The organism is Neptunomonas sp., from assembly GCF_016744175.1.
In the GTDB taxonomy this organism is placed as follows: Bacteria; Pseudomonadota; Gammaproteobacteria; order Pseudomonadales; family Balneatricaceae; genus Neptunomonas.
Genome location: NZ_JADGEV010000054.1, coordinates 1 through 25438, shown reverse-complemented (window position 1 = coordinate 25438; position 25438 = coordinate 1). Strand labels below are relative to the sequence as shown.

Annotated in this window: 24 protein-coding genes; 10 read left to right on the top strand and 14 right to left on the bottom strand. The window is 42.3% G+C overall.

Annotated features, from left to right (window positions below; translation table 11 throughout):
- Nucleotides 1–734 precede the first annotated feature (734 nt).
- Both QZZ55_RS17690 and QZZ55_RS17685 read right to left on the bottom strand, forming a co-directional pair.
- On the bottom strand, nt 735–1415 hold the full coding sequence (locus tag QZZ55_RS17690; protein ID WP_293268749.1) for a choice-of-anchor E domain-containing protein: 681 nt from the start codon (nt 1413–1415) through the stop codon (nt 735–737).
- Between the two features lie 766 nt (nt 1416–2181).
- Nucleotides 2182–3813, bottom strand: coding sequence for a methyl-accepting chemotaxis protein (locus QZZ55_RS17685; RefSeq protein WP_293268748.1), 1632 nt, complete (start codon nt 3811–3813; stop codon nt 2182–2184).
- A gap of 132 nt (nt 3814–3945) precedes the next feature.
- On the opposite strand from QZZ55_RS17685, the gene QZZ55_RS17680 reads away from it, so the two are divergent.
- Nucleotides 3946–4299, top strand: a complete 354-nt coding sequence (locus tag QZZ55_RS17680; protein ID WP_293268747.1) for a VOC family protein — start codon at nt 3946–3948, stop codon at nt 4297–4299.
- Between the two features lie 94 nt (nt 4300–4393).
- Here the strand turns inward: QZZ55_RS17680 and QZZ55_RS17675 are convergent, their stop codons facing one another.
- Nucleotides 4394–4969, bottom strand: a complete 576-nt coding sequence (locus QZZ55_RS17675; protein ID WP_293268746.1) for a PhnA domain-containing protein — start codon at nt 4967–4969, stop codon at nt 4394–4396.
- A 154-nt stretch (nt 4970–5123) separates the two neighbouring features.
- On the opposite strand from QZZ55_RS17675, the gene QZZ55_RS17670 reads away from it, so the two are divergent.
- The 3 genes from QZZ55_RS17670 (at nt 5124) to QZZ55_RS17660 (ending at nt 6417) form a co-directional block, all read left to right on the top strand.
- Nucleotides 5124–5519 carry an MmcQ/YjbR family DNA-binding protein gene (locus tag QZZ55_RS17670; RefSeq protein WP_293268745.1) on the top strand — a complete coding sequence of 132 codons (396 nt, stop codon included), beginning with the start codon at nt 5124–5126 and terminating at the stop codon, nt 5517–5519.
- 120 nt (nt 5520–5639) lie between these two features.
- Complete coding sequence (locus QZZ55_RS17665; RefSeq protein WP_293268744.1) at nt 5640–6125, top strand: DUF4124 domain-containing protein; 486 nt, start codon at nt 5640–5642, stop codon at nt 6123–6125.
- 106 nt (nt 6126–6231) lie between these two features.
- Nucleotides 6232–6417, top strand: a complete 186-nt coding sequence (locus QZZ55_RS17660) for a hypothetical protein (protein ID WP_293268743.1) — start codon at nt 6232–6234, stop codon at nt 6415–6417.
- A gap of 72 nt (nt 6418–6489) precedes the next feature.
- Here QZZ55_RS17660 and QZZ55_RS17655 read toward each other — a convergent pair whose 3' ends face one another.
- Nucleotides 6490–7026 (bottom strand): hypothetical protein, encoded by a 537-nt coding sequence (locus QZZ55_RS17655; RefSeq protein ID WP_293268742.1) that lies wholly within the window; start codon nt 7024–7026, stop codon nt 6490–6492.
- A gap of 174 nt (nt 7027–7200) precedes the next feature.
- Here QZZ55_RS17655 and QZZ55_RS17650 point away from each other — a divergent pair, with 174 nt between their 5' ends.
- The 3 genes from QZZ55_RS17650 (at nt 7201) to QZZ55_RS17640 (ending at nt 11658) form a co-directional block, all read left to right on the top strand.
- Complete coding sequence (locus QZZ55_RS17650; protein WP_293268741.1) at nt 7201–9996, top strand: cache domain-containing protein; 2796 nt, start codon at nt 7201–7203, stop codon at nt 9994–9996.
- Nucleotides 9993–10730, top strand: coding sequence for a response regulator transcription factor (locus tag QZZ55_RS17645; protein ID WP_293268740.1), 738 nt, complete (start codon nt 9993–9995; stop codon nt 10728–10730). The genes QZZ55_RS17650 and QZZ55_RS17645 overlap by 4 nt, the downstream gene beginning before the upstream one ends.
- A gap of 118 nt (nt 10731–10848) precedes the next feature.
- The gene (locus QZZ55_RS17640; protein ID WP_293268739.1) at nt 10849–11658 is read left to right on the top strand and encodes a S1-like domain-containing RNA-binding protein; all 810 of its coding nucleotides are present in this window, start codon (nt 10849–10851) and stop codon (nt 11656–11658) included.
- Between the two features lie 76 nt (nt 11659–11734).
- On the opposite strand, the gene QZZ55_RS17635 is transcribed toward QZZ55_RS17640, so the two are convergent.
- Nucleotides 11735–12685: a LysR family transcriptional regulator gene (locus QZZ55_RS17635; protein WP_293268738.1), complete on the bottom strand. Its 951-nt coding sequence runs from the start codon at nt 12683–12685 to the stop codon at nt 11735–11737.
- Between the two features lie 93 nt (nt 12686–12778).
- On the opposite strand from QZZ55_RS17635, the gene QZZ55_RS17630 reads away from it, so the two are divergent.
- Nucleotides 12779–15838, top strand: coding sequence for an FAD-binding and (Fe-S)-binding domain-containing protein (locus QZZ55_RS17630; RefSeq protein WP_293268737.1), 3060 nt, complete (start codon nt 12779–12781; stop codon nt 15836–15838).
- Nucleotides 15839–15967: 129 nt separating this feature from the next.
- On the opposite strand, the gene QZZ55_RS17625 is transcribed toward QZZ55_RS17630, so the two are convergent.
- Nucleotides 15968–17110: a DUF5610 domain-containing protein gene (locus tag QZZ55_RS17625; protein ID WP_293268736.1), complete on the bottom strand. Its 1143-nt coding sequence runs from the start codon at nt 17108–17110 to the stop codon at nt 15968–15970.
- A gap of 236 nt (nt 17111–17346) precedes the next feature.
- Here QZZ55_RS17625 and rraA point away from each other — a divergent pair, with 236 nt between their 5' ends.
- Entirely contained in the window at nt 17347–17835 is a 489-nt protein-coding gene (gene rraA / locus QZZ55_RS17620) for a ribonuclease E activity regulator RraA (RefSeq protein ID WP_293268735.1), read from the top strand.
- Between the two features lie 13 nt (nt 17836–17848).
- Here rraA and QZZ55_RS17615 read toward each other — a convergent pair whose 3' ends face one another.
- Nucleotides 17849–18052 (bottom strand): hypothetical protein, encoded by a 204-nt coding sequence (locus QZZ55_RS17615; RefSeq protein ID WP_293268734.1) that lies wholly within the window; start codon nt 18050–18052, stop codon nt 17849–17851.
- 91 nt (nt 18053–18143) lie between these two features.
- Between QZZ55_RS17615 and QZZ55_RS17610 the strand changes: the two genes are divergently transcribed.
- Nucleotides 18144–18317, top strand: coding sequence for a hypothetical protein (locus tag QZZ55_RS17610; protein WP_293268733.1), 174 nt, complete (start codon nt 18144–18146; stop codon nt 18315–18317).
- Here QZZ55_RS17610 and QZZ55_RS17605 read toward each other — a convergent pair.
- The 7 genes from QZZ55_RS17605 to paaF all read right to left on the bottom strand — a co-directional run bounded on the left by QZZ55_RS17605 (nt 18307) and on the right by paaF (nt 25245).
- Nucleotides 18307–18756, bottom strand: coding sequence for an Rrf2 family transcriptional regulator (locus QZZ55_RS17605; RefSeq protein ID WP_293268732.1), 450 nt, complete (start codon nt 18754–18756; stop codon nt 18307–18309). The genes QZZ55_RS17610 and QZZ55_RS17605 overlap by 11 nt on opposite strands.
- A gap of 328 nt (nt 18757–19084) precedes the next feature.
- On the bottom strand, nt 19085–20392 hold the full coding sequence (gene paaK / locus QZZ55_RS17600; RefSeq protein WP_293268731.1) for a phenylacetate--CoA ligase PaaK: 1308 nt from the start codon (nt 20390–20392) through the stop codon (nt 19085–19087).
- Nucleotides 20393–20484: 92 nt separating this feature from the next.
- Nucleotides 20485–21693 carry a 3-oxoadipyl-CoA thiolase gene (gene pcaF, locus QZZ55_RS17595; protein WP_293268730.1) on the bottom strand — a complete coding sequence of 403 codons (1209 nt, stop codon included), beginning with the start codon at nt 21691–21693 and terminating at the stop codon, nt 20485–20487.
- A complete protein-coding gene (gene paaI, locus QZZ55_RS17590) occupies nt 21690–22160 on the bottom strand; it encodes a hydroxyphenylacetyl-CoA thioesterase PaaI (protein WP_293268729.1) in 471 nt (156 codons plus the stop codon). Before paaI ends, pcaF begins: the two co-directional genes overlap by 4 nt.
- Complete coding sequence (gene paaH / locus QZZ55_RS17585; RefSeq protein ID WP_293268728.1) at nt 22150–23667, bottom strand: 3-hydroxyacyl-CoA dehydrogenase PaaH; 1518 nt, start codon at nt 23665–23667, stop codon at nt 22150–22152. Before paaH ends, paaI begins: the two co-directional genes overlap by 11 nt.
- A 2-nt stretch (nt 23668–23669) precedes the next feature.
- A complete protein-coding gene (paaG, locus tag QZZ55_RS17580) occupies nt 23670–24461 on the bottom strand; it encodes a 2-(1,2-epoxy-1,2-dihydrophenyl)acetyl-CoA isomerase PaaG (protein ID WP_293268727.1) in 792 nt (263 codons plus the stop codon).
- A 4-nt stretch (nt 24462–24465) separates the two neighbouring features.
- Complete coding sequence (gene paaF, locus QZZ55_RS17575; RefSeq protein ID WP_293268726.1) at nt 24466–25245, bottom strand: 2,3-dehydroadipyl-CoA hydratase PaaF; 780 nt, start codon at nt 25243–25245, stop codon at nt 24466–24468.
- Nucleotides 25246–25438 lie beyond the last annotated feature (193 nt).

The following is a 25438-nucleotide window of genomic DNA, read 5'->3' as shown; positions in this document are numbered from 1 at the left end:
ATACGAGCAACAGATTCAGGGTTGATCGTATCCCAAGCAGAGCCATTCGCTTCACGAAGCGTAGAAACTGTATCGATATCTTTTGTGTAATTTGACATGCTTAGTCCTTCACAAGGTTCTATTTAAAAAAGAATTATTAAAGAGTCATTATTGCGTATGTTGAATGTCGTACAGTGACAAGTCAAAAGATTTTTGTGCAGAGCAACAAGTCGCTAGTTTTGCTACAAATCAACTAGTTAGCTGGTTGTAAAAATACTACAAGCTTTATGATTTGTTGCGCTGCACAGTGAGCAGTATTTATAAGCGTTTCAGCATGATGGAGGGATGTTATTTATACTTTGGTAGGGGTGCATTAAAGTGCTTTTTACACGTTGTTTTGATAATTAAAAAGCAACTTCTAATAGCAAAATAGTATATGTTTAAAGTTGATGGAATAGCGAAGTACAGGTGGGTTTTTGGCCTACAAAGGCTTTAAAATGTGAGCGTTTAACCATGAAGTAAAAGTTATCGGTATGCTTGTCTTCCTTGTTGTGGATTATCTTTTATATGACTAAGTAATCATGCTTACAACCAAGGATTCATTGCCCAAGAAAGTAAATGGGTTTGCAAGCATGTGATATTACAAAATAGTGGTGTGAGTAAGCTAAAGTGTTTGGCTGTAAACGGTGTAAAAAGTGCTGCTAACAAAAAAGCCCCACCTTTTCAGGTGAGGCTTTTTATTGTGCGGTTAAAGCTTAAGAGCTTTTACGAGCACGCATAGCTAGAAGACCAAGACCCATTAGAGCAAGAGTACCAGGAACAGGTACTGTGCTTGGTGGAGTATCGTCGATGAAGTAAGAAATAGAGAACGTACCTTGAGACTGAGTATCTTGAACAGTATCAACGTTGCCGCCTAGAGCTGTAAGGTTTAGTGAACCCAAGCCTAGTAGAGCTACATCAAAAGTACCAGGGCCTGTGAAGGCAGCAAGGTCAGCAGCAGCAGTAGTGAAAGAAGAAGAAGCATCAGCACCATTTAGAGGGCCGATAGAAGTGCTAGCACCGCCAGGTACAGCAACACCAGGACCTACACCACCGAAAGTACCTGTAGGAGATACATCGATGTTAAGAGCTCCACCACCTAGACCAACAGTAGCAAAAATTGAAGAACCAGCAGAACCGTTAACAAATGAATCTGTAACAGCATTAAAAGTTAGGTTAGAAACAGATTGGCCAGCCAAAGATAGCTCAACGCGCTGAAGAGCAGCACCGCCAACAAGGCTAGAATCAAACAAGTTGAATGTGAAGTTGTCAGTCCAAGTGGTCAGGCTAAAGTTGTTAGACTGAGTCTGGCTTTGAACTTCGATCAAAGCTGCAGAAGCTGAACTAGCAGCTAGAGTAAGAGCGGCTGTTGCCACGATTTTAGTGAAAGCTGACATTTAATGTCTCCATAAATTATAAAAGGTCGCTTCCATCAACAAGTTTAGTGAAAGCTATTCGATATAAAGCAATATAGGGGCCAATTATGAAATATCAGTAAGAAATAGATATAAATGATCTTTTTATGTGTTTTTTAAGATTAATAGTGTGCTTTTTTTTGCGCATTCAGTTTTTGTTAAGTTTTCTAATTATTCAAATCAGTAGCGTTTATGATATTTAATATATATTACTGTTGAGTATTAATATTTTGTTAATACAGAGCGACACTTTGTTTATTATCTTATAAGTCCTGTAAAAAAAAACGACATTACTCTGTGTTTGAAAATGGAAGATGTTTAATTACTCTTTCGAAAACACCTTTGTGTTGTTTGAATATGAATAGACGCTTAAGAAAATAAGTTCTGTCTCAAAAAAGAGACTGTAAGTGGCTGTTTATTAGCGTTTTATGCATGTATGCCTGTAAAGAAAACTGACAATAGCTATATTTTCTATCTTCAAGGGAGAATTAACCTTTTGAGGGTTATTAATATATTTAAGGTAGATTAAAACAGAAGAGTGTTTGATTTTGACTACACTTGAAAAGTTGAGTGTGCTCATTTGATATTCAAATCGATTATTTTGGTTAATAAATAACCAGAATAACCTTAGTGTAAATAAGGCTAATAACATATGCCTATAAGTAGTGTTACTAAATCGCTACGCTTTTTTAATAATAAAAAAGCCCTGTAATATTAGTTACAGGGCTGGTTTTAAGCGAGGTGTTGTTTAAGTCTTGAATTTAGCGACTTGCTGGCTAAGCGCAGAAGCCAAAGAAGATAGCTCCATGCTGGCAGTTGATATCTGAGATGCACCATCTGAAGATACTTGTGATGCATCATGAATCGTCACTAGAGAGCGGTTAATTTCTTCACATACGCTGGTTTGCTCTTCACTAGCAGACGCTATATGCGTGTTCATATCGTTGATAGAGGACACAGATTGCGTTATCTCTCCAAACGCTTTGCTAACCTCCGCTGCTTTATTACCCGCTTCAGCAGCTTCTTCTTGGCTCTCTATCATGGCAGATACCGCTGAGCGTGTACCACTCTGAAGCCTCTCGATTGTTTCTCTAATCTCTGTGGTCGATGTTTGAGTCCGTTGGGCCAGTGTTCTTACTTCGTCCGCAACAACAGCAAAGCCTCTTCCTTGATCACCGGCACGAGCAGCCTCGATGGCAGCATTCAGTGCTAACAGATTGGTTTGGTCAGCAATATCATTGATAACATCAACAATTGAGCCAATGTTATCGCTGTCCACTCCTAGCGTTTTTATCCGCTCAGAAATATCGGCTACATTATTTACCAGCGAATTGGTGGCGGATACAGCAACACCAACAACATTATTGCCTTGCTGGGCTTGTTCTCTCATATCCTTCGCACTATGGTCTGCCTGCTCTGCATTGCTGGCAATTTCCTGTGAGCTCGCTACCATCTCGTTCATGGCGCTAGCGACTTGCTCAATTTCTAGGCGTTGGCTGTCTATGCTTTGGTTTGCAGTACCGCTTATGGCTGTCATTTGTTCAGAAGCGACGGCAAGCTGGCTAGTAGCATTGGCTATTTCGCTTATAAGTGTTCTTTGTTCTTGTAGCATCGTGTTGAAGTTTTCTGACATGGCTGCCAGCTCATTCTTACCTTCAGTGGGCAATGTAAGAGTCAAGTCTGAATCAACGGCTACTTTATCCATTGCTTCATTAAGTCTGGTTAAAGGCTGATGAATGGCACGATATATAAGAAACGCAACAATGATGAGGAGAATAAGGATACCAACCCCTTGCGCTATCATCAGAAAAACCTGATCGCGGTACGTTTCATGGATATTTGATCGTTCTTGGCCGGCAACGGTGAGTTGTAAGTCGATTAATTCAGATATTTTGTCACTGATTGGATCGATGCTTTCATATAAAGGCCCGTCGAACTGATCAAGTTGATTAGGTTTGCTTCCACTCAGTCCTTGTAAGGCTTGTTCAAGCGGGTCCAGTGCATTGTTGGCTGCCACAAACAGAGTGCTTGCTTGATTAGCGAGACGAGCTTCCTCTACGGTAAGCGTTGTCGCCATATACTTGTCCCATGTTTCTTTTATTTCACTTCTGGCATTCCTAATGCCTAACAAAGCTTCAGGGGCGGGCATTAGGCCAGCATTGGCCTTGTTCACGGCATCCACGACAAAGATTGCATAATCATCGGCAATTATTTTTAAATCCTTTAAAGGAACGACACGATCATCATAGATTCTGCCCACACCTAGGTCGGCCTCTTTTAGTGAGCTTAATGAAACACCTATAATGAGGATGATGGCGAGCATCGGTAGGGTTGAAATTAAGATTAACTGGTTACGTATGCTGATGTTATTTAAACGCATAGAATTCTCGCATAGAAGTGTTAACTGTTTATTTTTTAATCTAGGAATTATTCCTATTGACTTATTATGAGTTGAGTATAGAAGCTAGTATGGAAAATGCTAAATATGTTTAGGAATTTTTTCGGAGAAGTTATGAGTGAGCATGTAAAAATAAATTATGTAGAATTTCCGGCAAACGATATTGCAGCCACCAAAGCGTTTTTTAATCATGTATTTAAGTGGACTTTTACAGATTATGGGCCTGATTACTCTGCATTCTCTAATGCTGGCTTAGACGGTGGTTTTTTTAAATCTGAATTATGCTCATCGAGTGAAGGGGGGGCAGCACTTGTGGTTTTGTATAGTGATCAGCTCGAAGCCACTTTAGGTAAGGTAAAAGAGGGGGGAGGCAATATTATCAAACCGATATTTTCATTTCCCGGGGGGCGACGCTTTCACTTTACAGACCCTAACGGGAATGAGCTTGCTGTGTGGTCGTCTCAGTAGCAGTGTTTTAAGCGCTGCCAAGATGTGCTTCAAAAAACCAGCATCGTATAAAAATTTAAGATGCTGATTTTTTGTCGTTAACGGTATAGCACTATTAATTTTGTTTCTTCAAAAATTTTGTAAGTAAAACGATACGAGTACCATTTACCTTTCCTTCTATATGATCCGGGTTCGACGTCAGAGATATACCGCGAACAACTGTGCCGCGCTTAGCAGTAAAGCCTGCGCCTTTCACGTCTAAATCTTTTATCAAGGTAACATTGTCGCCCGCATTAATGGCTGCACCATTACTGTCCTTTGCAGGAGGGTATTCGTCGCTTTCACTATCATTAGCCTGAGCCCATTCTTGCGTTTCCTCATCAAGATACAGCATGTCTAGTAGATCTTGGGCCCAGATTTCACCCATGGATGATAGTTGTGAAAGCTGACGCCAAGCCACAACCTGTACTGCTGGCGTTTGGCTCCACATGCTATCGTTAAGGCAGCGCCAATGATTAACATTTATAGATTCAGTTTGATTCATCTGATCATTACATGTTTTGCAAATCAATATGGCTTGTTCTGCGGTGCTGTTAGATGGGCTAACTTCAAAAGCAGAGAGGTCTACAGTAGAAGAGCAGAGTTCACATTTGGAGTCGCTTCGCAGCATTAAATCTTTTTCAATAGTCATATCGCTGGCCTTATTTTCGTGAAGCGTATTATGCACGATAGATTGATGAAAACACAGTTGGGCGCAACTGTATTATGCAGGCAGTAAGAGCTGTTAAAATTGTTAAGGTTTTCTATGTTTTCAGTAAGTGCTAAAAATATACACGGAGAATGTAATGGACAAAAAATACGTCATTAACTATCTAAGAGCTAAGCCAGAATCAGTAGAAGATTTTCCGTTTGGTTCTGACGTACACGTCTTTAAAGTCAAAGATAAGATGTTTGGACTGGTTTCAGTATATAAAGGACGCCTGTGTATTAACCTCAAAAGTGACCCTCAGGACGCGATTGAGTTAAGAGATCTTTTTGAGGATGTCATTCCCGGTTATCACATGAATAAACAGCATTGGAATACCGTATTTATTGATGGGGAGATTCCTAGTGGAGAAGTCGAGCGCCAAATTGATTGTTCGTATGCGCTGGTTGTGAAAGGGCTAGTGAAAGTCAAAAAGGCTGCACTGGAACTGGAGTATGGTCAGCAGGCACTATATAAAGGCCTGAGAGGCGATTAGGTGAAAGTCGATAATAGTAGCCATAAGAATAAGACCTCATTAGAGTTAACAGTTTTATGCTACTTATGCTTAAATTATAGGGCATCTAATAACACGTTAGATAATTAAATGGAGAAGGCTGTGTTATCTTTTCAGTTAAAAACATGGGTGTTGGTGGTTAGTTTATTACCAATGCTAGCAAGTGCAGAGATTTATCGTTGGACGGATGCTAATGGTAAAACGCATTACAGTGATAAAGCGCCCCCTGGCGTTAAAGCTGAAAAGAAAACATATGTAAACGTGGCTACACCTTGGCGTAAAATTCCTAAACGCGAAGTGCCCGATGATGAAGAGTTGTCTTCTGCAGATGAAAATGACGAAGAAAATACAGATTCTCAAACAAGCGAAAATGCGGAACTTTCAGAAGACAGTGCAGACAAAAAGGATAAGAAGAAAACTAAACGTCTAGGTGCAAGCGCTGAGACAAATAGTTTTCTATCAGATGCTAATTCAACACCTGCTCGGCTCAATCAGAAAGACAAATCGTCGTCAACACCCGCAAAGCGGGCATCAGATATCAAAAAAGCGTATAAAAAAGCGAAACAAGATTATAACAAAACAAATTAATCAACTGTAACCGTAGTTTCTTATGTAATGAATGGCCTTATATGGCAAAATTCAGGGTTCAAATTTAATAGACGGTTTTCGAAACCGGACAGTGGAGGGCGATGCTATGTTTGATAATGACTCATTACATCCCAAGTTTGTTGAAGCCATGCGTATGTTGAAGGCTATGTCTGAAGAAGATCGTTTATCAGAATCAAATAAAGAGTTATTTGAGCAAGCGATGAACTATGCCCCTTTAGATATCCAACCACAGCTTATTGAAATCAAGAAGAAGTATCAGGACTTACACTGATCACTTCATTTAAAAAGCCCTCACTTGAGGGCTTTTTTGCTTTATGTCTGTAGGAAAAACAGGGCTATTTATTTAAGCAAGGTAGGGCGTGCCGTTAAAAGGCAGGAACTCTTGGCAATTTTGTAAAGAGCGCCAAGGTTTTAAACTGTTGCTCTCAACTTCTATTGGTAGCAAAACAGTATGCGCCCCGCTTTGCATTTCTCGAATGACTATAAGCTTGTATTGGTTTCGATCTAGTTTGGAGCGTGTTACTGGAAATGAATCAGTAATCATCGAAGATAAAATTTTTCCTGTTTGGCGCTGCTCATTTGACAACTCTTTGCTGATTATGAGTAATTCTGGTTTTTCTCTTTTAACAATGTCGGTCATTAGTTCTGCAATGGTAAATGCACTTAGACTATCTTGGGTAATGACTTGAATCCCTTTGTCAGCACCTATAGCTAACGCTGTATCCAGCTGAGTCATGCTAGCTGTAGACCCTATAGACACAACGACAATTATGTTTGACGTATCTGTTTTAGCTGAAAAAGCTTCTGTTAGCGCTTCTTGGAGATGAGTATCATGTTGACCAATGGTTTCAGAGCGCTTAACGACGATGATAATTTTCATGAGCGATGCTCCTGTAATTATTGATCAAAATTAGTGATCAAATATGCGTAACTACAATAAAGCGCAAAAATTTTGCAAGAGTTTGTCTTAAATCTTACAAATTGTAACAGCGGGGTGGATTGTTTGATTTTTACTATAGAATCTTATGATGTAGATTTGTAACAGGCTTATCAGATGTTGTTTCCTTCTCGGCTAGTGCAGCGTTTTTTCCCCATCGTATTAGTATTGATGTTGCTGATATTTAGCGCGATGTACTTTTATTCTGTCCCGTTTATCAAAAGCAAAGTGTATGAAATTGAACGTAATTCCAGCCGGATTGCTTTAGACAATGCCTTTACAATAGCTGACAGGATGTATGCAGATGCTGAGAAGTATCAGATTCAAGTTTTGGCGTCCCACAAGCAAAGATTAAAAATTGTAGTATCAATGGCTGAATCTTATATAGATGAAATATATAAGCAGGTGAAAAAAGGCGACATTGATATAGACATTGCGCGCCAAACTATATTTGAGATGTTACGACATTTGCAGAGCATTGATGGGGATTACATTTGGGTTTCTAGTTATGACTACAAATTCCTGTCCCACCCTGATGACCGGTTTCATGGTAAGGATGCTTCAGCATTAAAGAATGACGAGGGAGTTGTGGTTCTACCTGAAATAATTAACGTGGCGATAAATCAAGGAGAGGGTTACTCCCAATATAAGTGGAATCGTCTTTCAGGGAATAAAGAGTTGGAAAAACTCTCATACGTTAAAAACTTCCCTGAATGGGGATTTGTGATGGGTTCTGGTATTTACTTAGAGGATGTCGCCGCAGAATTAGAAGTAAAGCGCCAACAAGCTTTAGATGACCTAAGGGATAGCTTTAAGCAGTTTCGTGTTGCTAAAACCGGATACCTATTTATTTTTGATGCTCGAACCAACATGCTGGTTCATCCAAATCCAAATATAGATGGAACCAATATTCAGGATTTACTGAACCCTGTGACGAAGCAGTCAATTGCAAACGATTTAATCAATGTCGCAGATACGGGTAAAGAGCTGTACTACAAATGGGATAAGCCAGATGATCCTGGTAATTACGTTTACGAGAAACTGTCTTTGGTACGCCATGTGAAAGGTTTTGATTGGTATATCTGTTCTTCTGTTTATGTTGATGAGCTTAAAAGTAGCTCTAACCAACTCAGTGAGCGCATTTTAACAATTGCATTACTATCTTTGTTGGTTGCTGTCTTAATGGCGTTCTTCTTTATTTATTGGGTGACTAATCCTATCAAGCAACTCGCGGATGCGGCACTGCGAGTGTCCAAAGGAGAGCTTACAACGACGGTGAGTTTAAACCGTGATGATGAGTTAGGTGTTTTGGCAAAAGCGTTTGATGAAATGGTTAAAAAGCTTCGGGATAATATACAAAACCTTGATTATAAGGTCGCTAGCCGTACGTTAGCTCTAGAGCAAATAGAGGAGCGTCAGCGAATTATCTTAGACTTACTACCTGCTCAAGTCGCTTACCTAGATACAGAATTAACATTTGAATTTGTTAACCAACGATATGCTGATGCCTTGAGCATGGATAAGGTGCATATTATTGGGCGCTCTTTGGGCGCCGTCAGCCAAAAGCAGTATCAAGCAACACTTGTTCAACTCAAATCAGCATTATCAGGTATTAGTACTGGACGAGAATATAGTAACTGGATAAATCATAAAGAGGTGATCATTAAGCGACTGGTTACGCCTTGTTATGATGATAATGATGACGTTGCTGGGGTATTACTCGTTGCATTAGACATTACTGCTGAGAAAGAAGTAGAAAAGAAGTTGCTGGAAGCTCAGCGAATGAGTGCCGTTGGTCATTTGGCGGGTGGCTTAGCACATGATTTCAACAACTTGCTTTCAATTATATTAGGAAATCTTGTATCAGCAGCAGATAGCTATCAAGTTGATACTAAGTTGCAGCGCTATCTTAAGCCTTCAATCAGAGCCGCAAAAAGAGGAGCCAATATTACAAACCGATTACTGGCTTTTTCGCGTAGGCAGCCATTAGCCCCAATGGCGTGCGATATCAACCTTTTACTCAAAGAGAGTATAGAGTTATTACAGGGATCGTTGCCGAGCAATATAGAACTAGTTTTTCATCCGGTCGATACGTTAAGTTTACCCTTTGTTGATCCCGGTCGCCTTGAGGATGCCTTGGTAAATCTTGTACTAAATGCTAAACAAGCCATGCCTAAAGGTGGCAAGGTTTGCTTTGTTGTATCGGAACGCCAAGTGAGTAATGAAATTAGATTAGATGAAATTGTTGCAGAAGGGCAGTACATTCAAATAACCGTTTCTGATACAGGGCATGGCTTTAATGATGACGCTATGCGAATGGCATTCGAGCCTTTCTTTACTACAAATTCTGGTGGTGCAGGTGCGGGGCTAGGATTGAGTATGGTTTATGGTTTTGTAAAACAGTCAAACGGTTATATAAGCATTACCAGCGCTCCTAATAAAGGGGCTGAAGTGACTTTGCTATTACCCTCGGTGCTTGCAGAATCGATACCTGTTTCTACAGTTTTTCCCGTTGCGCATCGAGAGGAATGGGAAAACAAACTAGTTTTACTGGTTGAAGACGATGATGATGTGCGTAAAGTCGTACGTGATATGCTGATTAAAATGGGATTCAGTATTATAGAGTCTTCTACTATTAAAGAGGCTTATGAGCTAACGAGCGTATTAGATGATGTTTATGCACTCATATCAGACATCAGATTGAAGGAGGATGAAAATGGCTTTGATCTTGCCGATAATTTTAAAATAACTCATCCCAATGGCAAGGTTATATTAATGACGGGTTATTCTTTTGATGAAAATAATGGAAGAGAAGGGGAGAGCACTTATCATATTTTGCAAAAACCATTTGATATCAAAGCACTTGAAGAGTCTTTCGAGATGAAGCATGAAGTAGAGGTTTCGACGAAATGAGCGCTCATAAGCTAATTTACATCACTGATGATGAACGAGATATTTGCGACATCGTTAGCCGAGAACTACAAGCATACGGGTTCAATGTCGAAACCTTTCTTACCGGATCTGAGCTAAAGCAAGCACTGCAACTAAAATCACCTGACTTGTGTATTGTTGATTTAGGCCTTCCGGATATGGATGGGATTGAATTAGTCAAATCATTATGTGAGCAAGCTAATATGGGGGTGATGATCCTCTCAGGGAGAGACAGTGTCACTGATAGGGTGTTAGGTTTAGAGTTAGGTGCTGATGATTATATTGTGAAACCATTTATCCCGCGAGAGTTAGTTGCGAGGGTGAACAGCCTATTTAGACGATTTAAGAAAAACAACCATGAGCAGCAATCTACAAGTCTTAAAGTTGCACAGTTTGCCGGTTGGCGGTATGACCCATCTACGCTGACACTATCAGGTGTACTATCTTGTGACATACAAGAAGGTGAGTCTGAAGAAATAGGTCAAGAACTGAGTGCTGCTGAACATGAGTTGCTTATGTTATTACTGCACTCTCCAAGAAAGATAATGTCACGTGATAAGTTGCTGGGTGAGAGGATATCTCCATTTGATCGGAGCATTGATGTACGTATGTCACGAGTGCGTAAAAAAATTGAAAACAATCCGAAACAACCAACGTTAATAAAAACAGTTTATGGTGTCGGCTATATTCTGACAGCAGATGTTGAATGGGTATGAGATTAGTCATGTAAACTGATTGGGTGAAGAGGGCGTTTCTGCTAGTATCGCTTCTTTTATAACCTCATTTCTTCTAAAGACTTAGAACAGGATAAACACCGTGGTAGATATAGGCCGAATGAATACTCTTACTGTCATGCGCGAAGCGGATTTCGGTGTCTATCTAGATGGCGGTGAACTTGGTGGTATTTTACTGCCCAAGAAAGAAGTTCCTGAGGGCAGTAAACTCGGCGATCAGTTAGACGTTTTTATCTACCTTGATACTGATGATTTTGTAGTAGCTGGAATCAATCCGCCGATAGCACAAGTAGGCGAATTTGCATCACTGAAAGTCGTAGAAGTGAATCGTATTGGCGCATTTCTTGATTGGGGTATGCCTAAAGATTTGTTATTGCCCTACGGTGAGCAACAGCGCGCTGTTGAAGTGGGCCAGCGTGTTATGGTGAGAGTTTATCTTGATAACAGTGATCGCTTGGCTGCTTCTGCTAAATTAGAAAAATTTCTTGATAAAGACCCGCAGGGATTAACGGTAGGCGATAAAGTGAGCTTATTTGCTTTTCGTCATAACGACTTGGGCTTTAGTGTTGTTGTTGATAATAGTTATGGCGCTGTCCTACACCAAAAAGATTTGTTTCGCACAGTAAGGCTTGGTCAAACATTAACAGGATACATCAAGCGTGTACTGGCTGAAGGTAAAGTCGATGTCATGCTAGATAAGCCAGGCTACGCCAAAGTTGATGAGTTATCGCAGCGCATATTAGATAACCTGGATAGTAACGATGGATTTAGTCCGTTAGGTGATAAAAGCCAGCCCGAAGATATTTATCAAGCATACGGCATCAGCAAAAAAGCTTATAAGATGGCTATAGGTACCTTGATGAAAAAGGGGCTGATATCTATTGCGAAGGACGGAATAACAAAAGCCTAATGAGATAGTCCTGCTTGAAGATGTGTCATTATCAAATGCGTCATTCTTCAAGCTTGCTGCTAATGCTATTTAAAGTTTACTTATTCACAGTAACGCTAAGTACTTCAACATAGGCCGGTAAGGGAGCTTCTTGAAAGTACTGGATGGCTCTCTTTAGAAGCTCTTCTCCTGCAGGTCCAATTGAGCGTCCCTTTCGTGTAATCAGGCACAACTCTCTGCGTAATACTGGCTCGTTTAAAGGTTTAAATTCTAGTGAGTGAAAAGCCGGTGTGCTGGCCGCTAATGCCGGAAGAATACTAATACCGATACCATTTTGAATGAGCGATGCTAGAGTCGCAGGCGTAGAGGCCTCGATGAGAGAGTCATCCAGTCTCAATGGAATTTTTTTCTCGCTTATACATTTCTCTAGTTGTATACGAATACCGTTTTCAACCGAGAGCATGTTCAATGAGTGTTGTGTAATGTCACTCCAGCACAATGTATCAGTCATGGTAAGTGAATTATCATGAGTCATAACTACACCGTAACGGTCTTGTAGGATGGGCTGGTAGAGTAGTTCGGGATGCGCCGACCTATTCCCGCCTATACCAAAATCTACAATATTATTAATCACACTTTCTTCAATACCGCTGGCGCCTTCTTCTTTCAAGGATATGCCTATGTTTGGAAAAGTTTGTCGATATGATTTTATGACAGGTGGCAGAAGGCTATTGAGTACAGAGGGGGACGCTGCAATACCAATTTGTCCTCGTTGTTGCTGTGCGCTGGCTCTTAAATCATTAATCGCTGTATCAAAATCTGAAATAAGGCGTTCCGCAACAGGGTAAAAGCGTTCACCATCACGGGTTAGGTTAACGCGTCGTGTTGTGCGATCAAATAACTGTAGAGCAACTTGTGCTTCGAGTTGCTTGATTGTCGCTGTGAGTGTTGATTGGGTGACATGTAAGTGTTCTGCAGCATGTGTGAAACTGCCGTGCCGTGACACTTCTATGAAGGCATTAAGATGGCGATAAGATATATTATTCATAAATATCGATTAATTGATTAAATTTTATCGTTTGAATGATTAATCATGATTCTGCATCATAGCGCACTTAATAACAAACTAGATGATTAGAATATGATTCCACGCATTTCTACTGTAGAGACAACACAAGCCCACTATGTATCTTTTATAGAGGCCTTGCAGGCAAAAGGTTTTGCGGGGGAGCTTAATCAGGATTATGCCAATCGTATCGCATTGTCGACGGATAACAGTATTTACCAGTTGTTGCCTCAGGGTGTGTTGTACCCTAAAACACTTGAGGACTTGGTGCTGATTGCTGAACTTAGTGCGCAAGCAGCCTTCTCCCAAGTAACACTAACACCTCGTGGTGGCGGTACTGGAACGAATGGTCAGTCATTAACCGATGGCTTGATTGTTGATGTTTCTAAACATATGAACGGCATTTTAGAAATTAACGAGCATGAGCGTTGGGTACGTGTCCAGAGTGGAGTGGTTAAGGATCAGCTAAATGCTGCCCTTAAACCTTACGGCTTATTTTTTGCTCCAGAACTGTCGACCAGTAACCGAGCAACCGTTGGCGGTATGATTAATACCGATGCGAGTGGCCAGGGTAGCTGTTTATACGGCAAAACACGGGATCATGTTTTAGAGTTAAAAAGTGTATTGCTGGATGGTACTGTGTGGAGCTCTGCTCCACTTGAAGAAGATGAGCTAGCAAAGCTAAAGCTTCGTGAAGACAGAGTAGGTGATATTCATCGGCTGGTGGATGATATCTATAGCAACAAAAAAGAGCTAATCAATGCTAAGTTTCCAACATTAAATCGCTGCCTTACAGGTTATGATCTTGCTCATATACGTGACGAGTCAGGGCGTTTTAACCTTAATTCTGTATTGTGTGGCGGTGAAGGCTCGTTGGCCTTTATTGCAGAAGCTAAGCTCAATGTTTTACCTATTCCAAAATTTGCCGCGCTAGTGAATGTTAAATACGACAGTTTTGAGAGTTCGTTACGCGATGCAAAAGCGTTAATGGATTGGGGCCCTACGTCGATAGAAACGATTGATTCCAAAGTACTCAATCTTGCGATGGGTGATATTGTTTGGGACACCGTTAAAGACTACTTCCCAGAAAAAGAGGGCGACCCAGAAACGTTAGGAATAAACCTTGTTGAGTACACTGCAGATGACGAGTCTGCTCTACAAGCGCGCGTTAACAAACTGACTCAGCATTTAGAAAAAGTCGCAGGGGAGGCCGGTAAAAGCTTTGGTTTCAGTGTGGTCTACGGTGGCGCTGAAATTAATAAAGTCTGGGGGATGCGTAAGAAGGCCGTTGGACTGTTGGGGAATGCGCAAGGGCAAGAGCGTCCTATTCCTTTTGTAGAAGATACAGCTGTTCCTCCTGAGAACCTAGCAGACTTTATTATGGAGTTTCGTGCAGTACTGGATAGTCATGGCTTGGCTTATGGCATGTTTGGGCATGTTGATGCGGGTGTTTTACATGTGCGTCCAGCCATTGATATGAAAGATGAAGCACAAGAGTCAATGATTCGAGAAATCACTGATCAAGTGGTTGCGCTTACACAAAAATATCATGGTTTGTTATGGGGAGAGCATGGAAAAGGGGTGCGCTCAGAATACTCTCCTGCATTTTTTGGTGAGCTGTATGTTGAATTGCAACGTATTAAAGGTGTTTTTGATCCGCATAACCAGCTGAACCCGGGGAAAATTGCTACCCCTGTTATTGGTGGTGCTGAGCTTCTAAAAATTGATGCGGTACAAACACGTGGTCAATTGGACCGTCAGATTTCTGCTAAAACACGAGATACCTACAATTCAGCGATGTTCTGTAATGGTAATGGTGCGTGTTACAACTATGATCCAAAGGATTCCATGTGTCCTTCATGGAAAGGTACTCGTGAGCGTATTCATTCACCTAAGGGGCGGGCATCACTCATTAGAGAGTGGCTACGCCTTATGTCTTCACAGGGTATCGATTTAACAGAAGAAAGCAGCCGCATTAAAGCGAGCAATTTTTTTAAGTCTTTACCTACTAAAATAAAAAATACGCTTAAAAAACAAAAAGGTGAGTACGACTATTCACATGAAGTCCACGAAGCAATGATGGGCTGCTTAGCATGTAAGTCCTGTGTTGGTCAGTGTCCGATTAAGGTTAATGTTCCTGACTTTAGAGCGCGCTTTTTAGAAGTGTACTACAGCCGTTATTTGCGCCCGGCTAAAGATTATATGGTAGGTAGTTTAGAGTTTATGGTGCCTGCATTGTCTAAGTTCCCAGCACCCTACAATTGGGCTATGCAAAATAAAGTAATGAAGCGCGTGTTTAAGCAATATGTGGGCATGGTTGATAGCCCTACTATTTGTAAACACACCTTAGTGAAAGGGCTCAAAGAGAGAGGCGTGGAGTTTGCCAGCGTTGAGAAAATTGGTGGCATGGCAGCTGAGCAGCGAGAAAAATCGGTCATTATTGTACAGGATGCCTTCACTAGCTTTTTCGAGACACAGTTAGTATTAGACATCGTTGACCTGCTCAATGAGCTTGGCTTTACTGTGATGGTTGCACCTTTTATGCCCAACGGTAAGCCATTACATGTTCATGGGTTTATGCAAGCTTTTGAAAAAGCAGCAAGTAAAAATGCGTCAATGTTACGTGCACTAGGACAGACGGGTGTGCCTTTGGTTGGTATTGATCCTTCAATGACGCTGACGTATAGACAGGAGTACACGCAAGTCGTTGATCGCTTACCAACGGTTAATCTTATCCAAGAGTGGTTAGCAACACAGCAAGAGGTCGTTGTCACTCGAGCCTCTACATTACCTGCTCACTCTTATAAGTTGATGGCTCATTGTACTGAAAAAACCTCAGCAGCGGCTTCTATTAAGCTCTGGCAGCAGATTTATGCCGCTCTTGGTCAGACGTTAGAGGTAGAAGCTGTTGGTTGTTGCGGTATGTCAGGAACTTATGGTCATGAAGCTGACAACCTAGCGACATCTAAAACTATCTACGATTTAAGTTGGCGCGATGTTGTTAATGACCGTGATAATAGGGGAAAGTTGGTAGCGTCTGGGTATTCATGCCGTAGCCAAGTCAAACGTATGGATAACCAGCAGATACCGCACCCTGCACAAGCGTTACTCGATTTGCTGCGTGCCAATCGATAGTTTGGTGCATCTTAATGTCAAAGGTGACGCTCTGTAGATCATTGTGCTTTGACTCATCATAAAAAAAGGGCCCTTAGTAGGGCCCCAAAAATTGAAAGATGGATGGATATCTTTCAGTGATAACAATGTTTACGCATCTTGGAGAGAGGCGGTTTGTTGGCTAGCAAGTAAGTTATTCATGCTATCCAAATTAGCGTTATATCTTGCTCTTTCTGGTTCGTCAGAGTCTCTGTAACGAATATCCTGAGTCACAAGATTTGAGAGTATATCTCGACTTAAACTAGAGCTGTCATGTAGGAACCCTAGCTCGGGTTTTTCTGTAGCGCCGTGCATATTATGCATCATATGGCCTAAACGTTTACCTGGGTTCATGCTTGGAGTATCTATATTTTCTGCCGAAGTGTATTTGGCTACAGCACTGTATTGTTCTGACTGGGTTAAACGAAGATTCATTGATGAAAGTTCAGTTTTGTCCATGCGGAACTCGCTCGCCATATCAAAGGCTTTTTGTACATCGCCATCAAAAAACTCATTTGATATTTCATTTACATCTTTAATCAGATCCTGCAAAGCGTCTATTTCATCATTATCCAAATCTCCTTCAACAGAGAATTGGTACGAGCTGCTTTCGTTGCGGCTTATGTTTAAAAGGGACTGGCTGTTGCCATGCTGGTCTTTTTCGATACCAAAAGAGCTTTCGTATTGGCTAGTGTTAGCAAACTTAATAGTGACTTCATCACCATCCTGAGTTTTAACCTTTAGCGAAAGTGTTTCGGCTTCCTGATATCGCTCTGCAGCCATTAATCTAGAAACTTGAGCATCTTCAGGCGTTTTTTGCCCTGGAGCTATAGCGCCAAGTGCATCAAGTGTTTTGTCTTCAGTAAGATCAATATTTGATGCAATCGAATCACTTAGAGAGCCTAAACCATCAAGGATTTCGCGTGCTTCTGAGAAACCTTTTTTAACACCATCAACGGCAGCGTTATACATCTTTTGGATATCGGCTTCGGAACGGCCCTCACGTCGAGCGGCTTCTAATCCCTGTGCAACAAAGTCACCAATTCGACTGGCTACTTTCTCGGGAGAGAAGTCATCCGTACTCATCGTTTTAAGGTCGTCACCACTCATGCCAGGAATGTTGCTAGCAAGCCGGTTCAAAACAGCATCTTGGCTAGCTGCTTCAGATGACCTTCCATTTGAAGTCGCATGCTGAAAGCTTGTTTGAGAGCTTTGCTGTGTAAAGGATGAATGTGAATGCAGAGTGCCAATCATGTTGGGCCTCCGGTTATTAGTGGGTATAGCTATTTATATCGACTTATTCTAGCCTAACTTTAGAAAATAATGAGCGAATTGAATAAGTTTCATGTTAATTACAGTAATTATTATCGAATAAGGCTTTTAATTTCATAAAAATAGTCTATTTATCATGGGAGTAGTGCAAATAGGGTGTATCGGCTTAAAATGGGCTAATAACTAATTGGATTATGAAATTGTTGGAGGAGAAAAGCGTGGAAGACTTATTACCCGAGTTATGTGATCAGTTCCCTGAGCAGGTTCAAGTGGTTGAGCCTATGTTTGGTAATTTTGGTGGTCGGGAAACTTTTGGGGGTGAAATTGTCACCCTCAAGGCGTTTGAGGATAACTCATTGGTCCGTGAGCAGGTTGCTTTGCCTGGTGAAGGGAAGGTTCTCGTCGTTGATGGTGGAGGCTCGATGCGTCGAGCAATGTTGGGTGACATGCTGGCCGAGAAAGCAGAAAAAAATGGCTGGGAAGGTATTATCATTTATGGCTGCATCCGGGATGTGAATGCGATTAGCGGGTTAGATTTAGGAGTGCAGGCGCTTGGCTCGCACCCAATGAAGACGGATAAACGTGGTTTAGGTGATTTAAATGTAGATGTCACTTTTGGTGGCGTTACATTTAAGCCAGGTCATTACGTTTATGCCGATAATAATGGTGTTTTGATTTCATCGGTTAAACTAGAACTCGCTGATTAATGCTGTCTTATCATTAAGAAAGCCCCATGGCCATGCTGATATACAGCTTGGCCATGATGCCAAATATGCTTGCGCCACCTATTAATCCGAGAAAAATCAATTTACCTTCACGTGATGCCTTCGCGTCTTTAGATACGGTCCAGACCGACCAACATTTATACAAGATCATTCCTGTTACACAAACTATTACAAAAGTTTCAGAATCAAAAATGCTCACAATGTAAGCCTCTATTAAAAATGTATTTGATATATATTTATTATTCATATATAAAATGGATTGTAAATACATTTTAATAGGAAGGGTTGAAATGGGTCAGACTAAAAGAGATGAATTACATCGTGTGTGGATGGAAGTGACAGGAAGTGCTGTCGTGAGACTACATCGAACAGATGGTTATAAAGGGAGCATTCCAGAAGAAAGGAATGTATCCCTAATTAAACCCAATGTATTAAAAAAACCTGATGATGCATCTAAGAGTTAGGAACAGCACTTGCCAAATCAGAACCAATAAGGCCGCGCTGCATAGATTTACTTGTAATCAAGTCAGCTAAAGTGTGTTCCTTGAGTACTGTCATGAAAGCATTTTTTGCTTTATTTAGGATGGGCTGCAAGGTACAAAAATGTGTTAGCCGGCATCCATGGTGCTCGCAGTCGATGATAGGACGAATTCCTTCTGCTTGTTCAACGATTTCACCAATGTTGATGTCAGCAGGATTCATTCCTAATTGGATACCGCCATTTTTTCCCCTAAAGGTTTTTAAATAGCCTGATTTAGAGAGTGCATGAACAACTTTGCGAAGATGTTCAACGGATATATCATAGAATGTTGCAATTTCAGAGAGCGTAGTGAGGCGGTCATTGTTGATCGCGGCGTAGAATAATACGCGTAATGTATAGTCGGTAAAACGGCTGAGTTGCATATAGTCAGTCTTTAAAGATGTTAATTTAATATACTTTATAATATAGCGCCTTAACAATACAATGATTCAGGTTATGAACTCAGTGGTTTGATGGCAATAAATTACCTGTTCAAGGTTTGAACGTGATGGTCTATTACTTTTAACATTAAATAATAGATTGATTAGCTTTTGCTGGTGCAAACGCATACACGGCAGCTAAATACTTGAAGTGACGGCTATAAGTCATTTTATGCGGTGCTTCAATTCTAGTGAATTTCTATACATGATGAAGAACATAAAAAAGGCCGCTGATTCAGCGGCCTAGGTATAAGTCAAAGTGCAGTTTTAATTAGCTACCTTTGCGCTTATCAAAAACGCGTTTTGCTTTACCTTCAGAGCGCGGAATAACACCACCATCAACAACCGTAATACGCGTATTAATACCTACTACCGCTTTAATATGATGTTGAAGCTCTTTGGTTGCCGCTTGCTGATCTGCATCGTGTGCGTCAGGCGTCATTTCAACTTTCACTTCAACTTTATCAAGGTTGCCATCTTTGGTAACAATGATTTCATAATGTGGTGCCAAAGTAGAGACTTTGAGAATCTGCTCTTCAATTTGTGTAGGGAATACGTTCACACCTCGAATAATCATCATATCATCTGAACGGCCAGTGATTTTATCGATACGACGCATCGGTCGGGCGGTACCTGGCAGTAGACGTGTTAAATCGCGGGTGCGGTAACGTATAATGGGTAAAGCTTCTTTGGTCAAAGAGGTGAATACTAACTCACCATATTCGCCATCAGGTAGTACTTCGCCAGTATTCGGATCAATGATTTCTGGGTAGAAATGATCTTCCCAAATAGTGGGTCCGTCTTTGCTTTCAAGGCATTCCTGTGCAACACCAGGGCCCATTACTTCGGATAGGCCATAGATATCTAGCGCATCAATACCAAGGCGAGCTTCAATATTTTTACGCATCTCTTCTGTCCATGGCTCTGCACCAAAGATGCCGAGACGCAATGAGAGCTTAAGTGGATCTACGCCTTGGCGGTCCATTTCATCAATCAAGTTGAGCATATAAGACGGTGTTACCATGATGATGTCTGGATCAAAATCCTTCATCAGCTGGACTTGTTTCTCAGTCTGGCCGCCTGACATTGGGATAACTGTACAGCCCAAACGTTCAGCACCATAATGTGCACCCATGCCGCCAGTAAATAAGCCGTAACCATATGATATATGAACCTTATCACCATGATGGCCACCCGCAGCGCGGATAGAGCGAGCAACAACATTAGCCCAGGTATCAATATCGTTTTGTGTATAGCCAACAACGGTAGGTTTACCGGTTGTACCACTGGATGCATGGATACGTACTACATCACGGTTTGGTACAGCGAACGTGCCAAACGGATAATTGTTTCGCAAGTAATCTTTTTGAGTAAACGGGAAGAGCTTAAGATCTTCTAGTTTTTTTAAATCAAAAGGGTGGACCCCTTTATCCTTACACATCTTACGATAAGCAGGGACATTGTTGTAACAGTGAGCAATACTCCAGCGCATACGTTTGAGCTGTAATGCACGTAATTCGTCAATGCTAGCCATTTCGATATCATCTAGCGAACCACTGCGGGTTTTTTCAATAGACATGTTTTTATAATCCTGTTGTTCTTCGACAATCTTGGGGCTAACGCTCAGTATTCAATGAGTGTTAGCGCTCTCTTATATTGTTTTTAGGCAGATTAAACGCGCTCAATAATCATCGCTATACCTTGGCCTACACCAATACACATAGTACACAGAGCATAACGTCCACCTGTTCGATGGAGTTGGTACATTGCGGTTGTTACTAAACGTGCACCACTGGCGCCAAGAGGGTGGCCTAAAGAGATAGCTCCACCATTAGGGTTAACGTTTGCAGCATCGTCAGGTAAGCCTAAATCGCGCATAACAGCGAGACCTTGCGATGCAAATGCTTCGTTAAGCTCTATTACATCCATCTGCTCTAGTGTTAATCCTGCTTTTTTCAACACATTACGTGTAGCAGGTGCTGGGCCAAAACCCATGATACGAGGCTCAAGACCGGCTGCTGCCATGGCAACAATACGAGCTTTTGGTGTAAGACCATTCGCTTTAGCAGCTTCTGCAGAGGCGATTAATAGTGCGCAGGCACCGTCATTTACACCGGATGCATTTCCTGCTGTGACTGAACCACCGGCACGAAAGGGTGTTTTTAGTTTAGCAAGGTCAGCTAACGTGGTAGATGCGCGAGGGTGCTCATCGGTATCAACAACGATGGGATCGCCTTTTCGTTGTGGGATGACAACCGGTACAATCTCTTCTTTAAAGAGACCTTTCTCCATAGCTGCAGCCGTTTTTTGTTGGCTACGAAATGCGAAAAGATCTTGATCTTCACGCGAAATATTAAATTCCTCAGCAACGTTTTCAGCTGTTTCTGGCATCGAGTCCACGCCATATTGCTCTTTCATCTTTTTGTTGATGAAACGCCAGCCGATCGTTGTGTCATAGAGACCATTTGGGTTACGGCTGAAAGCGGATTCTGCTTTACCCATAACAAAAGGTGCACGTGACATTGATTCACAACCACCGGCTATCATTAGCTCTGTTTCACCAGATTTAATAGCGCGTGCTGCCATGCCAATAGCGTCCATGCCTGAACCACATAGGCGGTTAATCGTGGTGCCAGGTACGGCAACGGGCAAACCGGCAAGTAAAGTCGACATGCGTGCTACGTTGCGATTATCTTCGCCGGCTTGATTGGCATTTCCGTAAATCACATCTTCAACCGTTGCCCAGTCAACATCAGGGTTACGTTCCATGAGCGCTTTGATGGGAACAGCACCAAGGTCATCTGCGCGAACAGAAGCTAAGCCGCCAGCATAGCGTCCGAACGGTGTACGGACTGCGTCGCATATAAAAGCATCTTTCATGAATTGTTCTCCTGTTGTGCAGATTGTGGGGCTAGTTCTTCTGGCTCGTCGACGAGGACGCCATTAATTTGATGAGACTTACCACGGAAAAAGGCGAGAGTTTCGTTCTTTTGGTTATAAACAGTAATATCATACATACCGGTGCGGCCTTTTCTATGGCGCTCTTGAGCAATGGCTTTTAGGCGATCACCTTCACGCCCAGGTGCTGCAAAGTCGATGCTGCATCCACTGGCTACCGTTACTTTGTTGTAGCTGTTGCAGGCGTGTGCAAAGGCTGTATCAGCGAGAGTAAAGAGCATGCCTCCATGGCAAATTGCATGGCCATTAAGCATGTCTTTTCGCACGGTCATTTCAAGGTGAGCATACCCTGAGCGTGTTTCAATAATGTCCATACCGAGCGCTTGAGCGGCATGATCATTAGCATGCATAGCGGCGCTGCATGCCTTCGCTAGATCATCAGCGGTCATGCTTACCTCCAGCAACTTTGCGGCGAATGAGAGGCGACGTGCGGTAACGGTCTTCGCCATAGCCACTAGCTAGGTTATCGAGTACGTTCATGATAACGCCAAGGCCAACTGTTTTTGACCACTCAATCGGGCCAAATGGGTAGTTAACACCACCTTTCATCGCCACATCAACGTCGGCTTCAGAGCAAACCTGTTGGTTAACAGCATCAAAACCTTCGTTAGCAAGCATGGCAATGGTGCGCATAACAACCATGCCAGCAACATCGTCAATAATAGTGACATGCTTGCCAATTGCTTGGAAAAGTCCAGTTGCTTGTAATACTGCATCAGCCGCAGTTTGGTCAGCAGGGGCAAGAGCAATACGTGTTGCTTTGGTGTAATCCAGGGCAAGGTCAAAGTGTATAAGATTACTGTTGCGTGCGTTATGAGCGCGTTCAGTGGTCATTTGGCCGTTAGTCAGCTGAAGTGTGGTGTCTCCAATCAGTATGGAACCAAAGCCTTCTTGGACACGGCTTACTTTAATGCCTGCCTCTTCAATCAGTGCTACTAAAGGTTCTGCAACGCCAAGATGGCCTTCAATGGTTACATGGTGGGGTGCTTTAGCTGGCGCAGCGGTGGCGGCAGCGGGCTTGTCAGCGTGTTCGCTGTAATCGTAAAAGCCTTTGCCAGATTTTCGCCCTAAGTGACCAGCACTGACTAGCTCTTGCTGAATTAAAGAGGGTAGGAAACGTTGGTCATTAAAGAAGGCCGCAAAGACCGACGAAGTCACAGCAAAGTTAACATCATGACCAATCAGGTCCATCAGTTCAAACGGCCCCATTCTAAAGCCGCCAGCTTCACGAACGATAGCATCGATGGTCGCTTCATCAGCGCCGCCTTCTTGTAACACGCGAAGCCCTTCTGCATAAAAGGGGCGTGCAACACGGTTCACTATAAATCCAGGCGTTGATTTAGCGCGAACCGGTTTTTTCCCCCAGCGCGCAGATAAATCATAGATTGCATCAGCAACAGAGGGTGCTGTATCTAAACCGCTAATCACTTCAACGAGCTTCATAATAGGAGCCGGGTTAAAGAAATGCATACCCACTAGGTTGTGTGGGCGTTTTAGCTTACTACCAATTGCCGTTACAGAGATTGATGATGTATTAGTCGCTAAGATAGTATCTTCTGCGCAGATCTCTTCGAGCTGTGCAAAGACAGACTGCTTTATATCAAGGCGCTCTACAATCACTTCTATAACGACGCGTGCTGGTGCAAAGTTTTCAAGCGAGTCAGTCAATGTGATACGTGCTAACAGTGCATCCACATCAGCTTGTTGCATTTTTCCACGTTGTACTAGTTTACTAAGGCCTTTTGCTACACCGTCAAGCCCACGTTGTGCCGCGCCTTCAAATGCATCGTAAAGCAGTACGCTGTGGCCTGATTTTGCAGCCACTTGTGCGATACCGGCACCCATTGTTCCGGCGCCAATAACACCGATAACAGCATCAGAATTTATTGTGCTCATGATTACTGTCCTTTGAAAGCAGGTTTACGTTTTGCAATAAATGCTGAAACACCCTCTCGGTAATCTTCAGTACGACCAGCAAGTGTTTGTAAGTCACGCTCCAGATCTAGTTGCTCATCAAAAGTGTTCGTTGCTGATGCTTGGATAGCGCGCTTAATAAGAGCAAGCCCTTTAGTCGGTTGGCTAGCAAAGTGTTGTGCCATCGCCATCGCTTCATCTTTTAATGATTCATTTTCTACTGACTTCCAGATCATGCCCCATTGTTCGGCTTGTTCTGCAGATATTTTATCGCCAAGAAGTGAAAGGGCCATGGCGCGAGCAGGGCCGACTAAGCGAGGTAATGTCCACGTGCCGCCGCAATCTGGAATTAAACCGATTTTACAAAATGCCTGGATAAATGACGCGGACTTCGCAGCCAAGACGATGTCGCAAGCAAAAGCAATATTAGCACCGGCGCCTGCTGCTACACCGTTGACTGCACAGATAACAGGCATTTCTAGGCTGCGGATAGTGCGCAGCATTGGGCTGTAATTTTTTTCGATAGACTCACCAAGGTTGGGAGCTTCACTACCAGGTGCTACATTTCTGTCGCCAAGGTCTTGGCCTGCACAGAAGCCACGGCCATTACCTGTTAATAACAAACAGCGTACAGATTTGTCTCTTTTAACGTCTTTTAATGCGCTGCGCACTTCTGAGTGCATTTGCGCGTTGAAGCTGTTTAGACTGTCCGGACGATTTAGAGTTAGTACCGCAATACCTTCAGAAATTGCAAATTCAATCGTTTCGTATGACATTTTATTATTTTCCTGTGAAGTTCGGTTTGCGTTTTTCCATAAAGGCGGCAATTCCTTCGTTACGGTCTTGTGTTGCCGCTAACAAAGTAAAGGATTTGCGTTCCAGATTAAGGCCACTTTCCAGCGTTGTTTCATAAGCTTTTAATAGAGATTCTTTCGCGAGTCTGACAGCAATAGGGGGCTTTGTAGCGATTTTTTCAGCCAGCTCCATTGCACGTTCCAGTGATCGCTCAGGGATAGTGACTTCACTTATCAGGCCTAATGACTGTGCTTTTTCAGCAGATATAAATTCACCTGATAAGACTAACTGCATCGCCATTGATTTGCCGATGGTGCGAATTAAGCGCTGAGTTCCACCTGCACCAGGAATAATGCCAAGATTGATTTCAGGTTGGCCAAATAAAGCATTGTCACCCGCGATAACAATATCGCAGTGCATGACTAGCTCACACCCGCCCCCTAGTGCAAAACCATTAACTGCAGCAACAATAGGCTTAGGAAAGAGAGCGATACGACGCCAGTAAGAAGGGCGTGGGTCGTTCATAACACCGACAACGTCCAGTGAAGCCATCTCTTTAATATCAGCACCCGCGGCAAAGACTGTATCGCTTCCTGTAATAACAACCGCTTTAACATTGTCATCATCATTGGCATGGTCTAACGCTTGTGCCAACTCTTTCAGCAATTGAGTGCGCAGCGCGTTATAAGCTTCAGGCCTGTTTAGTTTGATGGTGAGAACACCTGCTTGTGCTTCATCAACATCTATATCTTGATAATTGTGCATTCAATGGCGCCTTTATTATCGTTATCTGTCGTACTGTTGTTGTCTTAGGTTAACGAAAACATTAAAGGGATACAATATTTATAACTAAAGACGAGCTTTATGTATCATAAACTTTGGTGTATGGTTCTTCTATAATTTATACAAAAACAGCTCCCTACACCGAACAACGACAGAGAATCCTCATGAGCCACGC